The sequence below is a fragment of the Piezobacter thermophilus genome (assembly GCF_055386745.1).
Genome location: NZ_AP042380.1, coordinates 893,859 through 907,961 on the forward strand (window position 1 = coordinate 893,859; position 14,103 = coordinate 907,961).

At 67.4% G+C, this 14,103-nt stretch carries 13 protein-coding genes; 7 read left to right on the forward strand and 6 right to left on the reverse strand.

Annotated features, from left to right (window positions below; genetic code table 11):
- Positions 1-96 precede the first annotated feature (96 nt).
- Together nthB and nthA are read right to left on the reverse strand one after the other, a co-directional pair.
- Positions 97-786: a nitrile hydratase subunit beta gene (gene nthB / locus ACZ5CM_RS04240; RefSeq protein ID WP_464641478.1), complete on the reverse strand. Its 690-nt coding sequence runs from the start codon at positions 784-786 to the stop codon at positions 97-99.
- Positions 783-1,400 carry a nitrile hydratase subunit alpha gene (gene nthA, locus ACZ5CM_RS04245; protein WP_464641479.1) on the reverse strand — a complete coding sequence of 206 codons (618 nt, stop codon included), beginning with the start codon at positions 1,398-1,400 and terminating at the stop codon, positions 783-785. Before nthA ends, nthB begins: the two co-directional genes overlap by 4 nt.
- Positions 1,401-1,565: 165 nt before the next feature.
- Between nthA and secG the strand changes: the two genes are divergently transcribed.
- Together secG and ACZ5CM_RS04255 are read left to right on the forward strand one after the other, a co-directional pair.
- Positions 1,566-1,931, forward strand: coding sequence for a preprotein translocase subunit SecG (gene secG / locus ACZ5CM_RS04250; protein ID WP_464641480.1), 366 nt, complete (start codon positions 1,566-1,568; stop codon positions 1,929-1,931).
- 163 nt (positions 1,932-2,094) lie between these two features.
- Positions 2,095-3,738, forward strand: a complete 1,644-nt coding sequence (locus tag ACZ5CM_RS04255) for a CTP synthase (protein ID WP_464641481.1) — start codon at positions 2,095-2,097, stop codon at positions 3,736-3,738.
- A gap of 123 nt (positions 3,739-3,861) precedes the next feature.
- On the opposite strand, the gene ACZ5CM_RS04260 is transcribed toward ACZ5CM_RS04255, so the two are convergent.
- Positions 3,862-4,515 carry a L,D-transpeptidase gene (locus ACZ5CM_RS04260; RefSeq protein WP_464641482.1) on the reverse strand — a complete coding sequence of 218 codons (654 nt, stop codon included), beginning with the start codon at positions 4,513-4,515 and terminating at the stop codon, positions 3,862-3,864.
- Positions 4,516-4,760: 245 nt separating this feature from the next.
- On the opposite strand from ACZ5CM_RS04260, the gene ACZ5CM_RS04265 reads away from it, so the two are divergent.
- Together ACZ5CM_RS04265 and ACZ5CM_RS04270 are read left to right on the forward strand one after the other, a co-directional pair.
- On the forward strand, positions 4,761-6,053 hold the full coding sequence (locus ACZ5CM_RS04265; protein WP_464641483.1) for an adenylosuccinate synthase: 1,293 nt from the start codon (positions 4,761-4,763) through the stop codon (positions 6,051-6,053).
- Entirely contained in the window at positions 6,053-6,295 is a 243-nt protein-coding gene (locus ACZ5CM_RS04270) for a DUF2842 domain-containing protein (protein ID WP_464641484.1), read from the forward strand. The genes ACZ5CM_RS04265 and ACZ5CM_RS04270 overlap by 1 nt, the downstream gene beginning before the upstream one ends.
- A gap of 87 nt (positions 6,296-6,382) precedes the next feature.
- Here the strand turns inward: ACZ5CM_RS04270 and ACZ5CM_RS04275 are convergent, their stop codons facing one another.
- Positions 6,383-8,728: a chemotaxis protein CheA gene (locus tag ACZ5CM_RS04275; protein WP_464641485.1), complete on the reverse strand. Its 2,346-nt coding sequence runs from the start codon at positions 8,726-8,728 to the stop codon at positions 6,383-6,385.
- 217 nt (positions 8,729-8,945) lie between these two features.
- On the opposite strand from ACZ5CM_RS04275, the gene ACZ5CM_RS04280 reads away from it, so the two are divergent.
- Complete coding sequence (locus tag ACZ5CM_RS04280) at positions 8,946-9,542, forward strand: thiamine diphosphokinase (protein WP_464641486.1); 597 nt, start codon at positions 8,946-8,948, stop codon at positions 9,540-9,542.
- Positions 9,543-9,590: 48 nt separating this feature from the next.
- Here the strand turns inward: ACZ5CM_RS04280 and ACZ5CM_RS04285 are convergent, their stop codons facing one another.
- Both ACZ5CM_RS04285 and ACZ5CM_RS04290 read right to left on the reverse strand, forming a co-directional pair.
- Positions 9,591-10,964 carry an L-serine ammonia-lyase gene (locus ACZ5CM_RS04285; RefSeq protein WP_464641487.1) on the reverse strand — a complete coding sequence of 458 codons (1,374 nt, stop codon included), beginning with the start codon at positions 10,962-10,964 and terminating at the stop codon, positions 9,591-9,593.
- A gap of 1 nt (position 10,965) precedes the next feature.
- A complete protein-coding gene (locus ACZ5CM_RS04290) occupies positions 10,966-11,673 on the reverse strand; it encodes a glutathione S-transferase family protein (RefSeq protein WP_464642484.1) in 708 nt (235 codons plus the stop codon).
- A gap of 256 nt (positions 11,674-11,929) precedes the next feature.
- On the opposite strand from ACZ5CM_RS04290, the gene rpiA reads away from it, so the two are divergent.
- Together rpiA and gor are read left to right on the forward strand one after the other, a co-directional pair.
- Complete coding sequence (gene rpiA / locus ACZ5CM_RS04295; RefSeq protein ID WP_464641488.1) at positions 11,930-12,724, forward strand: ribose-5-phosphate isomerase RpiA; 795 nt, start codon at positions 11,930-11,932, stop codon at positions 12,722-12,724.
- Positions 12,725-12,730: 6 nt separating this feature from the next.
- Positions 12,731-14,089, forward strand: coding sequence for a glutathione-disulfide reductase (gene gor, locus ACZ5CM_RS04300; protein ID WP_464641489.1), 1,359 nt, complete (start codon positions 12,731-12,733; stop codon positions 14,087-14,089).
- The last annotated feature ends 14 nt before the right edge of the window (positions 14,090-14,103 follow it).

Below are 14,103 nucleotides of genomic sequence, written 5' to 3' on the forward strand. Positions count from 1 at the left end.
CGGCTTTCGGGGCGGCGGTGTCGCGGGGGCTCTGCCCCCGTCCGCCTGCGGCGGACTCCCCCGGAGTATTTCGGGCAAGAGGAAGGGTAGGGCGGGTCATGCGGGCTCCAGATAGGATTGCCAGAGGTCCAGTGTCACCTCGTCGCGGGGGTTCTCGGGGTGGGCCCAGAGCCGGGATGCGGGGAAGGCGACCGTGTAGAGCGGTTCGGGTGCCTCGCCCAGCCCGTGGGCGTTGGAATCGGGCAGGACATGGCAGCCGTGGATGCGGATGATCCGGCCGGTGGCGCCGGCGGCGTAGGCCGGCAGGCGGGTATGGCCGCCAGCGACAAGGTGGTTTTCGGCGGGGCGGCGGGTGCGCACTTTCTGGCCCGTGGTGAAGACGGGTTCGGCCGGGCAGGGGCGGTCGGCCGGGCCTCCGCGGGCAAGGACCCCGCTGACGTCCTCGGCCTTCAGTTTCCTTGTCGAGAGTGGATGCGGGGCGTCGGTGCCGCCGTCCAGGTCGGTGGCGGCCAGGTCCTCTTGTGTCAGCACGCCGGTTTCCACCAGCAGGTCGGCCAGTGCGGCCAGCCATTTTTCGTAGTAGGAGAAGTTCAGATAGTCGCGGGGGGCAAGACGTTCGCGGGCATGGCGCGAGGCGTCCAGCGTCCATTGCCCCAGCGCGCCGGCGGCAAGGGTCAGCGCCAGCGCGCGGGCGTGCCAGTCGGTGGCGAAGGGCGGATCGTCGGGGTGGCCGGGGTCCACCGGGCCATGGCCGAAGCGGCCGCCCATGTCGTGGATGCGGCTCATGCCGGGGCCTTCGGCAGGCCGGTGCCCACCATGCTGTCGCGGGTCACGAGGGCGGCGAGCTGCTCGACGCCGAGCCCGTCGGTGCCGTCGGGGCGCATGGGAATCACCAGGTAGCGGACCTCGGCGGTGGAATCCCACACCCGCACGGTGGTTTCCGGGGGCAGGGTCACGCCGAATTCGGCCAGCACCTTGCGCGGTTCGCGCACCGCGCGGGAGCGGTAGGCGTCGGATTTGTACCAGGCCGGCGGGATGCCCAGAAGCGGCCACGGGTAGCAGCTGCACAGCGTGCAGACGACCATGTTGTGCACCTCGGGCGTGTTCTCGACCGCGACGACATGTTCGCCCTGGCGCCCGAAGAAGCCCAGATCGGCCACCACCGCCGTTGCGTCCTCCAGCAGCCGGGCGCGGAATTCCGGGTCGGTCCAAGCCCGCGCCACCACCATGGCGCCGTTCTTCGGGCCGATGCGGTTCTGGTAGGTGTCGATGATCTCATCCAGCGCGGCGGGGTCGATCAGCCCCTTGCGCGCAAGGATGGTTTCCAGCGCCTTCACGCGCAGAGCCGGCTCGGGTGGCAGAAGGGCGTGCGGGTGGTCGTCATGATGATCGTGCGGCATGGGCCGGAGTGTGATCCGCAAAGGTGCGCATGTCCAGCCCCGCCGGTGCCGCCCCGGCTTCGGGCGCCTCGACCGCGCCGCAGGCAGGCGGCGGCAATCGTCACTTGCCCCTGCGGACAAACTTGCCTACATACCGCGCGACACGTCCAACCGCCGCGAGTCTTCATGGAAAACGTCGTTCTCATCATTCACCTGCTGCTGGCCCTGGGCCTGATCGGTGTCGTCCTGCTTCAGCGGTCAGAGGGCGGCGGTCTCGGCATGGGCGGCGGCGGTGGCGGCGTCATGTCGGGCCGCGCGGCCGCCACGGCGCTGAGCAAGGTGACATGGATTTTCGCCATCGCCTTCATCGGCACGTCGATCACGCTGACGATTCTCGCGGCCGAGAAATCCGCCGGGACGTCGGTGCTCGACCGGCTGGGCACGAGCGTGCCGGCCACGGAAGAGCCCGCGGCGCCGGCGGTGCCGCCGGCGGGTGAGCTGCTTCCGCCGGTGCCGGGGGACAACGCGCCGAAGGTGCCGCGGGCGGACTGATCCACAAGACCTTGAAAATACAAAGGTGATCGCAACAGCATCTTGCGGTCCACTTGCGCGGATGCGCGAATCCTGCAACAATGGAGTCCCGTGATGCTGCGGTCGGTCCGACCGTTCTGGGCACTCGCAGAATTGACCATTTCACGGGGGGCAGCCGACAGACATGGCGCGTTACATCTTCATCACCGGCGGTGTCGTTTCGTCTCTGGGCAAGGGGCTGGCCTCGGCCGCGCTGGGGGCGCTGCTGCAGGCCCGCGGCTTTTCCGTGCGGCTGCGCAAGCTCGACCCCTATCTGAACGTCGATCCCGGCACCATGAGCCCCTTCGAGCATGGCGAGGTCTTCGTCACCGATGACGGCGCCGAGACTGACCTGGATCTGGGCCATTACGAACGCTTCACCGGCGTGGCGGCGCGCAAGACCGACTCGGTCTCTTCGGGGCGGATCTATTCCAACGTGCTGGAGAAGGAGCGCCGCGGCGATTATCTGGGCAAGACCATCCAGGTGATTCCCCACGTCACCAACGAGATCAAGGACTGGATCGCCATCGGTGACGACGAGGTCGATTTCATGCTCTGCGAGATCGGGGGCACCGTGGGCGACATCGAGGGGCTGCCCTTCTTCGAGGCGATTCGCCAGTTCAGCCAGGACCGCCCGCGCGGGCAGTGCATCTTCATGCATCTGACCCTTCTGCCCTACATCAAGGCCAGTGGCGAGTTGAAGACCAAGCCGACCCAGCATTCGGTGAAGGAGTTGCGCTCGATCGGGCTGGCGCCCGACATCCTGGTCTGCCGGTCGGAATATCCCATCCCCCGGAAGGAGCGCGACAAGCTGGCGCTGTTCTGCAATGTGCGTCCCGAGGCGGTGATCGCCGCCATGGACCTGAAATCCATCTACGAGGCACCGCTGGCCTATCACCGTGAAGGGCTGGACCAGGCGGTTCTGGACGCTTTCGGCATCACCCCCGCGCCGAAGCCCAATCTCGACCGCTGGGAGGACGTGGCCGACCGCATCTTCAACCCCGAGGGCGAGGTCAACATCGCCATCGTCGGCAAGTACGTCCAGCTTGAGGATGCCTACAAGTCGATTGCCGAAGCGCTGACCCATGGCGGCATCGCCAACCGGGTCAAGGTCAATGTCGAATGGGTGGATGCCGAGATATTTGAGGCCGAGGATCCCGCGCCCCGGCTGGAGAAGTTCGACGCCATACTTGTTCCCGGCGGGTTCGGCGAACGCGGGACCGAGGGCAAGATCCGCGCCGCCCAGTTCGCGCGCGAACGCAAGGTGCCGTATCTCGGCATCTGTCTGGGCATGCAGATGGCGGTGATCGAGGCGGCGCGCAACGTGGCCGGGATCGCCGCCGCCGGATCCGAGGAGTTCGACCACGAAGCCGGCCGAAAGCGGTTCGAGCCGGTGGTCTATCACCTCAAGGAGTGGGTGCAGGGCAATTACACCGTCCAGCGTAATGTCGATGACGACAAGGGCGGGACCATGCGGCTGGGCGCCTACAGCGCGGTTCTGGCCGAGGGGTCGAAGGTGGCGCAGATCTACGGCTCGACCCGGATCGAGGAACGCCACCGCCACCGCTACGAGGTGGATCTGAAATACCGCGAGCGGCTGGAGGAATGCGGGCTGCGCTTTTCCGGCATGTCCCCCGACGGGCGCCTGCCCGAGATCGTGGAATGGACCGACCATCCCTGGTTCATCGGCGTGCAGTTCCACCCCGAGTTGAAATCCAAGCCCTTCGACCCGCACCCGCTGTTTGCGGATTTCGTGCGCGCGGCCATTGAATCCTCGCGTCTCGTATAGGGGCGACGCGGGAGGGCTGCTTCGCGGCGGTTCGGGGCAAGGCGTTTCGAAACGCCTTGCACACGCGGTTTGCAAACCGCGTGGAAAGCCGCTTGGAAGCGGCTTTTTCCGCCCAGTTGCCGCTCAGCTCTGCCGGTCGAACTCGGTGCCGGGAATGGTGGAATGGGCCGGCCCCACGCCGGCCCGCTTGTAAAGCACCACCCGCGTGTTCAGCGGCACCAGTTCATAAAGCTGTTCGATATGCGGGTTGATGAGCCGCGCACAGCCGTTCGACACCGGGATGCCGATGGTTCTGGGATCGTTGGTGCCGTGGATCCGCAGATAGGTGTCGCGTCCGGTCGCCGAATACAGATACAGCGCCCGCGCGCCCAGCGGGTTGCTGATGCCGCCGGGCTGGCCGTTCTCGAAGCGTCCGCCTTCGAGGAAATCCTTGTAGGCCTCGGGCTGGCGCTCCATCATGTCCTTTGTGGGGATCCAGCGCGGCCATTTTTCCTTGCGGCCCACATGGAACACGCCGGCATGGTACAGGTTGCCGCGGCCGATCCCGACAGTGTAGCGGATCGCCCTGTTGCCGGGCAGCGTCCAGAACAGCGCAAACTGGTTCGGATCGACGTGAATCTCGCCGGCGGGAAGCTTCGTCTTCAGCCTGACTTCGCGGGGCTGGTATTCTTCGGGAAGGACGTAAGCGTCGCCCTTCTTGTGTGCCATGGCGCGCCCGGCGAACCCAAGCGATGCCGAGGCAATTCCCGCAATCAGGAACCGGCGACGGTCGAACATGTTCAGAAATCCTCTTCCCTGTTGCACTGAGCAAAATAACCAATGAAGTCAGACTGACCCGGCCCGATGTCAGCGTCAACAGGCCGGCGGCCGGGTATTTCGTGGGCGTGACCCGCCTGCCGGCCGGCTCGCGCAAACGTGATCGGGGCTGCCGGCGGGGCCCGCGTCGAATTAGCGGTTTCACTGTGGCCCGCGCACCGCTATACGGGCGCGGGTTTTCGTTCAAACCGCAAGAAGGACCGGACATGGCCAATGTCGTCGTTGTCGGCGCCCAGTGGGGCGACGAGGGGAAAGGCAAGATCGTTGACTGGCTGAGCGAGCGCGCGGACGTGATCGCGCGCTTTCAGGGCGGGCACAACGCGGGCCACACGCTGGTCATCGACGGGGTGACCTACAAGCTGCATGCGCTGCCCTCGGGGGTGGTGCGCGGGGGCAAGCTGTCGGTCATCGGCAATGGCGTGGTGCTCGATCCCTGGCACCTTCTGGAGGAAATCGCCACGCTGCGCGCCCAGGGGGTCGAGATCACCCCCCAGACGCTGATGATTGCCGAGAACACGCCGCTGATCCTTCCCTTTCATGGCGAGCTGGACCGGGCGCGCGAGGCGCAGGCCTCGGTGGGCAAGATCGGCACCACCGGCCGCGGCATCGGCCCGGCCTACGAGGACAAGGTGGGCCGGCGGGTGATCCGGGTCGCCGATCTGGGCGATGCGGCGACGCTGGAGGCCCGCGTGGACCGGGCGCTGGTGCATCACAATGCGCTGCGCGCGGGGCTGGGGCTGGAGCCGGTGGACCGCGCGGCGCTGATTACCGCGCTGCGGGAGATAGCTCCGGAAATCCTGAAATTTGCCGCTCCCGTGTGGAAGGTGCTGAACGAAAAGCGCCGCGCCGGCAGACGCATCCTGTTCGAGGGGGCGCAGGGGGCGCTCTTGGACATCGACTTCGGCACCTATCCCTTCGTCACTTCCTCGAACGTGATCGCGGGGCAGGCGGCCACCGGCACCGGCATCGGCCCGGGCGCCATCGACTTCGTGCTGGGCATCGTCAAATCCTACACCACCCGCGTCGGCGAGGGCCCTTTCCCGACCGAGCTGGACGACGAGAACGGCCAGCGCCTGGGCGAGCGCGGCCATGAATTCGGCACCACCACCGGGCGCAAGCGCCGCTGCGGCTGGTTCGACGCGGTTCTGGTGCGCCAGAGCTGCGCCATTTCCGGCATCAACGGCATCGCGCTGACCAAGCTCGACGTGCTTGACGGGTTCGAGACGCTCAAGATCTGCGTGGGCTACGAGCTGGACGGGCAGCGCATCGACCACCTGCCCACGGCGGCCGACCATCAGGCCCGCTGCCGCCCCCTCTATGAGGAAATGCCCGGCTGGTCGGAATCGACCGAGGGCGCGCGCAGCTGGGCCGATCTGCCCGCCAATGCGATCAAGTATGTGCGCCGGGTCGAAGAGCTGATCGGCTGCCCGGTCGCGCTTCTGTCCACCAGCCCCGAGCGCGAGGACACCATCCTCGTCACCGATCCGTTCGCAGACTGATGGCACTGTCGTACAAAGCCCGCAAACGCTGGTCGCTGGTGATCCTGCTGGTCGGGTTGCCGATTTATGTCGTCGCGTCGATCACCGTTGTGAACTGGCTGGACCGCCCGCCGCTGCTGGTAGAGCTGATCGTCTACGTGGTGCTGGGATTCCTGTGGATCACGCCGTTCAAATTCGTGTTTCGCGGGATCGGGCAGGCTGACCCGGACGCGGATCCGGACGAGACCGAAGGTCGGGACTGATCCGGGTTCAGGAGGCCGGAAGGAGGGAATGAAAACGGCGGCCGGTTGCCGGGCCGCCGTTTTCGTCAGGGATGGCGCGATGCGGGCTCAGCCGGTGGCGCGCTGATCCGGGCGGAAGCCGATTTCGCCGGAGACCGAGAAGCGCCCGCCGCCGCGGCGTTCGATCTTGCCGTCGCGCAGCAGCTGCCCGAAGGCGCGCAGGCCGTCCTCGCGGTTGAAGCGGTCGGTCGCGACCTGCTGAACCATCGACATCAGTTGCGGCCGCGAGAACTGTTCGCGCCTCTCGATATAGGTGAGATAGGCGGCCGCGGCTTCAAGCAGCTCGGCCAACTCGCGCGCGCCCGTCTGTGCCGCATATTCGGCAAAGCCGCGGCCCAGGATCGCCGTGCCCTCGGAGTCTGCGGCAATCATCCGCGATGACACCCGGCGCGGGCGGACCGCTCCGCGGGCGGCAATGCCGGCGCCGGTATCGACCCGCTGCTCGGCCACCAGCCGCAGCGGGGCCTGGCGTCCGATTGCGGGTCGCTGCGGGCGGGGGGCTTCTCCCTCTTCCTCTTCGAGGCGGCGCGGTCGGACCACGCTTGCCAGATCCTCGCGATAGGGGTCGTCGCTGGCATAGGTGCCCATGGTGCCGCCGGCCATGCGTTCGGCCCTGGTCGTGGCCACGGCCGCGCGCATGTGATCGTAGGTTTCGTGCCGCGCCGCGGCCTCGGGATCGCTCAGCTTCTCGTCCGCCTCGTCGAGCAGGCGGGCGACATCCTTATCGGTGTCTTCGGTGAGCAGCGGTGCGGCCGCGTCGCGCGGTTCCTTCTGTTCGACGGGCTGTTCCGGTTGCGCGGCCTGTTCGCCGATGAACGATGCTTCGACCTCGGCCAGTTCGCGCATGAGATCCGCTTCGTCCTCGGGCGAAAGCGAGGTGACAGTCGGGGTCGCCACGGTTTCGGCGGCCTGTTCGGGCCCGGGTCCGGCCTGCAGTTCGGTCTCCGGTTCGACCTCGGCGTGCGGCTCCGGTTCGGTGGCGCCCTTCTCTTCGGTCGCCTCTTCCTGCCCGGCGTCTTCGGTCACTTCTTCCAGTTCGCCCGCCTCGATGGCCGCTTCGATCCGGCTGCGCTTGATGCGCAGGACACGGGCGATGCTTTCGCGGCTCTCTCCGTCCTCGGCGGTGTCGGTTTCGTCCTCGTATTCCTCACCCTCTTCGCCGTCTTCGGCAAGGATGTTGGACATGCCGTCCCCGGCCGCGTCCTCGCTGGCCTCGTCCTCGGGCAGATCCTGCTGCAGATCGCCGAACAGGCTGTCTTCCTCGCCCGGTTCCGGGGCGGCGTCGGCGGGGGATTCGCCTTCGCTCAGGACCGTGTCATCGCCAAGCGGCCCGGCGGTCTCGGGCGCCTGCGCAACCTCTTGCGGCTCCTGCTCCTCCATCGCTTCGGCCGGTTCGGGGGCGGCGTCTTCGGCGGCGGTCACCGGCGGAAGGGATTCGATTTCGGCGGCAAGCGTCTCTTCCGGGGCGGCGGGCGCCTCGGCCTCGGCAAGAGCGGCCTCGAATTCGTCGGTGATGTCCTCTTCGGGAGGGATGTCTTCCGCGGTTTCGCCTTCGGCCGTTTCCGGCGCTGCCTCACCGGTTTCGCCGGCTGCGGGTTCGGCCCCGTCCTCGGCGGTTTCGGCATCGGCCTCGAGCGCCCGGGTCATGTCCTCGGCCACCATGGCCGTGAAATCGCCGGCGGGGACGGGCTCGGTGTAATCCTCGTCGTAGGTTTCGTCTTGCGCCGCCTGTTCGTTGCGGGCCACGACCGCGCGGATGCGGGCCAGCTTGGCGGCGATGCTGTCGGGGGCGGGCCTTGGCCGGGGCGCGACCGGTTCGACCACGAGGGTTTCGGGCTCGGTGGTCTCGGCCCGGGCGGTTTCCGGCGCGGGTTCGTCTGCCGCCGGTCGCGCGGCCTGCTCGGCCGTGGGCGCGGGTTCGACGACGGTTTCGGGGGCCGGTTCCGGCGCTGGTTCGGCGGCGATTTCGGCGGCGCTTTCGGGGGTGTGCCCGGTCCCGCTTTCAGAGACGGTTCCGGCTTGCGGCGCCTCACGCGGGATGGACGGCGCGACGGGGGGTGATTCGACGGGGGGTGATTCGGGGGCCGGTTCGCCAGCGGACCCGGAGGTGGGTTCGGTTGCGGCCTTGCCCGGCAGCGGCCGGGCCGCGCGCAGCACGATGCCGCTGCCCTCGCGCCGGGCCTCGACCTGGCGGGCGATCTCGCGTTCGGCGATCCGGGCGAGCATCTCGGCATCCGGCTGCGGAGGTTCAGCCCCGAAATACCGGTCGTCCGCAGCAAGATCCCGGAAGTATTCGGCAATCGCCTTCATGGTCTCGAAGGAGTCCTCGAACCCTTCCAGCGTGCAGGAAAACGTGCCGTAGGAAACGGTCAGGACCTTGTTGCTCTGTACCATCGGATGCTCGTCCTCTAACAGTTTTGTTGCCGCGGTTTACCATGTTAACAGCGACAAAAGCGGACCGAATCTATGCGCATCACCGTATCATTTTGTGGCCTGATTGTGGCCTGTTTCCAATATGGGCGATAAATTGCCCGATTCATCAGCCATTGTTCGCAGTTCGGAGCCGATAACGCTGGTTGGTGGCGGCTGGATTGGCGAAAATGACCTTGACATGGCGATATTGCGCGCGCCGAGGATCGTTGCGGCGGATGGCGGGGCGGGTGCGGTCCTGGCCGCGGGGCATGTCCCCGAGGCGGTGATCGGTGATTTCGACTCGTTGTCTCCGGCCCTGCGCGCGCGGATTCCGGCCGCCCGTCTGTTTCCGATCCGTGAACAGGACAGCACCGATTTCGACAAGGCCCTGCGCAATATCGATGCGCCGCTGATCATCGGCGTGGGGTTCACCGGGGCGCGGGTCGATCACCAGCTGGCCGCCTTCAATGCGCTGGTGCGCCGCGCCGAGCGGCCCTGCCTGCTGCTGGGTGCGCGCGAGGTGGTGTTTCACGCTCCTTCGCGGCTGCGGCTGGGGGTTGTGCCGGGCGATGTGGTGTCGCTGTTCCCGATGCGCCGCCTGCGCGGGCGTTCGCGCGGGCTGGAATGGCCGATCGACGGGCTGGAGCTGGCGCCCGACGGGCGGGTGGGCACCTCGAACCGGGCGCTGGGCGAGGTGCGCCTGGAGCTGGACGGGCCGGGGCTGCTGGTGATGGTGCCGCGCCGGGCGCTGGATGCGGCGATCCGGGCCATCGCGCCGGGCGTGGCGCTGCCCTGAGACGTGGCTCCGCCGGGTCCCCGCAGTGTCCCGGGCGGCGCGGGCGCTTCAGCAGTTGGGCACGTTCACCGCCAGCCCGCCCAGCGAGGTTTCCTTGTATCTTTCATGCATGTCCCGCCCGGTCTGGCGCATGGTCTCGATGCAGGCATCGAGCGGCACGAAATGGGTGCCGTCGCCGCGCAGGGCCAGCGAGGCGGCGCTGACCGCCTTGATCGCGCCCAGCGCGTTGCGTTCGATGCAGGGCACCTGCACCAGCCCCTTCACCGGGTCGCAGGTCATGCCCAGGTGGTGTTCGAGCGCGATCTCGGCGGCGTTCTCCACCTGCTCGGGGCTGCCGCCCATCACCGCGCACAGCCCCGCCGCGGCCATGGCGGAGGCGCTGCCCACCTCGGCCTGGCAGCCGGCCTCGGCGCCGCTGATCGAGGCGTTGTATTTTATCAGCCCGCCGATGGCCGCGGCGGTCAGGAGGAAGTCCTCGACCTGCGAGGGGACGGCGCCGGGGACGTGTTCGAGGTAGTAGCGCAGCACCGCCGGCAGCACCCCCGCGGCGCCGTTGGTGGGGGCGGTGACCACCTGTCCGCCGGCGGCGTTTTCCTCGTTCACGGCCATGGCGTAGACGCTGATCCAGTCGTTGATCATGTGCGGTGCAGCGAGATTCGTGCCACGTTCGGCCAGCAGCTTCCGGTAGATTTCCCCGGCCCGGCGCCTGACCTTCAGCCCGCCGGGCAGGGTGCCTGTCGCATTCAGGCCGCGTTCGATGCAGGCGTTCATCACCTCCCAGATGCGCGCCGTGCCGCTGGACAGGCTGGTGGCGCAGCCGCGCGCGATCTCGTTTTCCCGCTTCATCGCGGCGATGGACTTGCCGCTTTCTCGTGCCATCTCCAGCATCCGGGCGGCGGTTTCGAAGGGCCAGGGCACGGGCGGGCCGTCATTGGCATCCTTTCCCTCGGCCAGTTCCCGTTCGGTCAGGACGAAACCGCCGCCGACGGAGTAGTAGGTTTCCTGCAGGATCACGTCGCCCTGGGCGTCGGTAGCCATGAGGATCATGCCGTTGGCGTGTCCGGGCAGGGGGCGGTCATGGTCGAAGATCAGGTCGTGGGCGGGATCGAAGCGCAGCACGGGCAGGTTTTCGGGGCGGAGAGTGCGGGTTGTGCGGATCTCGGCCAGTGCGGCCTCGGCGGCCTCGGCATCGTAGTTGTCGGGGGTGAAGCCGGCCAGCCCGAGGATCGTGGCGCGGTCGGTGGCGTGGCCCACGCCGGTGAAGGCGAGCGAGCCGTGCAGGCTGGCGCGCAACCCGGCGAAGGCGAAGGGCGAGGCGCGCATGCGGTCGAGAAACCGCGCGGCCGCCACCATCGGCCCCATGGTGTGGGACGAGGACGGTCCGACCCCAACCTTGAACATGTCGAAGACCGACAGGAACATGTCAGGTGGCGCTCCCTTCGGGCGGTCTGGCGAGGACCGGAGCGGTGAAGGGGGTGGGCCCCAGCCCCTCGGCCTTCTGCGCGGCCTGCACCGAGGGCAGGGTTTCGAGATATTCGAGGATTCGCAGCAGGTGGGGCGTGTCGCCGGGCAGATACCATGTGCGGTCGAAGCCGCGCGGGTAGAGCGCCATCCAGCGCATCAGGCTGGCGATGTAGAAGGCCAGGACCGAGGGCTGCCCTTCGCGCAGCCAGTCGGGCGTGCCGGCGGCGACCGCGTCGAGGTGGGCCAGGTGTTCGCGCAGGCGCGGGGTGAGGTTGGCGCGCAGCCCGGCCTGGGCTGCGGGGTCGGGGCCGGCGTATCTGTCCAGGTAGAACAGCATCCGCAGATCCGCATGCAGCGTGTTGGAGGTGAAGAACAGCCATTTCAGGAAAGGCCCGCGCGTGTCGTCTTGTGGGGCTGGCGCCAGCGCGCCGTGAGTGTCGGCCAGCCACAACAGGATCGCCCCGGTTTCGAAGATCGGCCCCTGCGGTGTCACCAGGACCGGGATCAGCCCGGTCGGATTGAGCGTGCGGAATTCGGCGCTGCGCTGTTCGGCGCGGGTGCGGTCCACGAGGACGGTCCTGTAGGGCAGGCCCATTTCCTCGAGCGCCAGCCGCACGATGAGCGAGGCGTTGTCGGGGGCGTAGTGCAGGCGGTAGGGCGCGGTCATGGAACGGGTCATAGGGCGTATCCTGGGCCGTTGGAGGGCGGTTTGCGACGTTTCCTATCGGAAAGGCGGCCGTGGTTCAAAGCCGGGCGTCCTTCGGGGAGGGGCGCTGCCCCTCTTGCCCCGTGCCGGGGCAATTCACCCCGGAGTATTTGGGGCAAGAGGAAGAGGGGGCGAGTGAAGGGGGAATGCGAATACGGCCTCGCGCTTGGGGGCGACATTCCGTATAAGGCCGGCAACAGTTACGGGAGTTTCTGCCATGACCGGAGAATTGTCGCCCATCGACAAGGCCAAGTTCGTCGCCGCCAAGCGCGCTGCCGACTTCGTCGAGGACGGGATGCGGGTGGGGCTGGGCACCGGATCGACCGCCGCATGGCTGGTTCGCTGCCTGGGCGAGATGGTGCGCGAGGGCGGTCTGAAGTTTCGTGGCGTGCCGACTTCGACCCGGACGGCGGAGCTGGCCAGGGAAGTGGGGATCGAGGTGATCTCGCTGGACGAGGCGAAGTGGCTTGATCTGACCATCGACGGGGCCGATGAGTTCGACAGCGAGCTGAACCTGATCAAGGGCGGTGGCGGGGCGTTGCTGCAGGAAAAGATCGTGGCCACGGCCTCGGACCAGATGGTGGTGATCGCCGATGTGGGCAAGGAGGTCGAGACGCTGGGCGCCTTTCCGCTGCCGGTCGAGGTGATCCCCTTCGGCTGGCAGACGACGCTGGCGCTGATCGAGGAGACGCTGACCTCGATGGACGTGCTGGGCCGCACCGGGACGTTGCGGATGAACGGCGAGGCGCCGTTCGTGACCGACGAGGGAAATTACATCATCGACCTGCATCTGCGGCGCATCGGCGAGCCGCGGCAGCTGGCGCTGGTGCTGAACCAGATGCCCGGCGTGGTTGAAAACGGGTTGTTCATGGATATCTGTGACGTCGTCGTGGTCGGCTACGGGGATGGACGGGTCGAGTTGCGCGACATCAACGAGGGCACGATCGAACATGACCGGCTGGACTTTCTGGAAAGCGACAACCTGTTCACCGATCTTGCCGACCAGGAGTAGGACTGCATGAATTTCGACTATGATCTGTTCGTCATCGGAGGCGGCTCCGGCGGCGTGAGGGCAGCCCGCGTGGCGGCCGGGGAGGTTGGCGCCAGGGTGGGGCTGGCGGAAGAGGACCGCTATGGCGGTACCTGCGTGATCCGCGGCTGCGTGCCCAAGAAGTTCATGGTGTTCGCCAGCGAATACGGCAGCCTGGTCGACGATGCCCGTGCCTATGGCTGGGACGTGAGCAGGGGCGGCTTCGACTGGGAGAGGTTCAGGGGCATGCTGCACGCCGAGCTCGATCGGCTCGAAGGCGTCTATCGCAACATCCTGAAGTCGAACGGTGTCGAAACCTTCGATCAGCGTGCCCGCCTTGTGGACCCGCACACGGTCGAACTGGCCGACGGCACCCGCAAGACGGCAAGGCATATCCTCATCGCCACCGGCGGGCGGCCGTCACTGCCGGGGCTGCCTGGGGACGAGTTGGGGATCACCTCGAATGACGTCTTTCACTTCGAGGAACTGCCGAAATCGGTGCTGGTGGCAGGCGGCGGCTATATCGCCTGCGAATTTGCCGGCATCCTCAATGGCCTCGGGGTCGAGGTGACCCAGTATTACCGCGGCGCCCAGATCCTGCGGGGCTTTGACGACGAAGCGCGCGGGCTGGTGTGCGAGGAGATGGTGCAGAACGGCATCGACGTGCATGTGGGCACCACGATTATCGACATGAAGCCCGACGCGGGCGGCGTGCGCGTGCGGGCCACCAACGGCAGCGAGCGGGTCTTCGAGAAGGTGCTTCTGGCCACCGGCCGGGTTCCGAACAGCGCCGGGCTGGGGCTCGAGGATCTGGGGATCGAGCTGGGGCGCCATGGCGAGATCGTCGTGGACGAATACAGCCAGACCTCGGTGCCTTCGGTTTATGCCATCGGCGACGTGACCAACCGGGCCAACCTGACCCCGGTGGCAATCCGTGACGGCATGGCCTTTGTGGAAACCGTGTTCCGGGGCAACCCGACGCCGGTGGATCACGAGCTGATCCCGACCGCGATCTTCACCCAGCCCGAGTTCGGTACCATCGGGATGAGCGAGGAGGACGCGCGCGAGCAGGAGCCGATCGAGATCTACTCGAATTCGTTCAAGCCGATGCAGACCTGCTTTTCGAGCCGCAGCAATCGCATCCTGATGAAGCTGGTGGTCAGCAGGGCCACGCGCAGGGTTCTGGGGTGTCATATCGTCGCCCCCGGCGCCGGCGAGATGATCCAGCTTGCCGGTATCGCGGTGAAGATGGGGGCGACCAAGGAGGATTTCGACCGGACCGTGGCGGTGCACCCGACCATGGCCGAAGAGATCGTGACGATGCGAAGCCCGGTACGTACCGCTTGAATTGCGGATTGCCG